Genomic DNA, 330 nt, shown 5'->3' with positions numbered 1-330 from the left:
GGCGAATTGTCGACGGCGACGATAGTGCAGCCGGGCACCCTGATATTCCGCCGCATCGACAGCGTCGCCGCGCCCAGCGAGCAGCCCAGGTCATACACCCGGCTGTCGGGTTGCACAAAACGTTCGGCCAGCATGCCGATCATCGAGATGATGTTGGAATAGCCGGGAACGGAGCGTTGGATCATGTCGGGAAACACTTCGGCGACGCGTTCGTCGAAGGTCCAGTCGCCCAGTTTGGCGATGGGGGCGGAGAAAAGAGTATCGCGGTTTGGCATAGCGGCAAATCAGTTCAGAATTCGAAGCTGCGTAGTCTAACAGAAAAGCGTAAAA

The 330-nt window shown here is 57.9% G+C and carries 1 protein-coding gene; it reads right to left on the bottom strand.

Going from position 1 to position 330, the window contains the following annotated elements:
* A partial coding sequence (locus J0A68_RS23305; protein ID WP_498371315.1) for a class I SAM-dependent methyltransferase occupies window positions 1-275 on the bottom strand: 275 nt, incomplete at its 3' end.
* Window positions 276-330: the final 55 nt, after the last annotated feature.

Source organism: Algoriphagus oliviformis, from assembly GCF_017254915.1.
GTDB classification, from domain to species: domain Bacteria; phylum Bacteroidota; class Bacteroidia; order Cytophagales; family Cyclobacteriaceae; genus Algoriphagus; species Algoriphagus oliviformis.
Note: the sequence above shows the minus strand (reverse complement) of the source record. Positions and strands in the feature narration are given on the sequence as shown.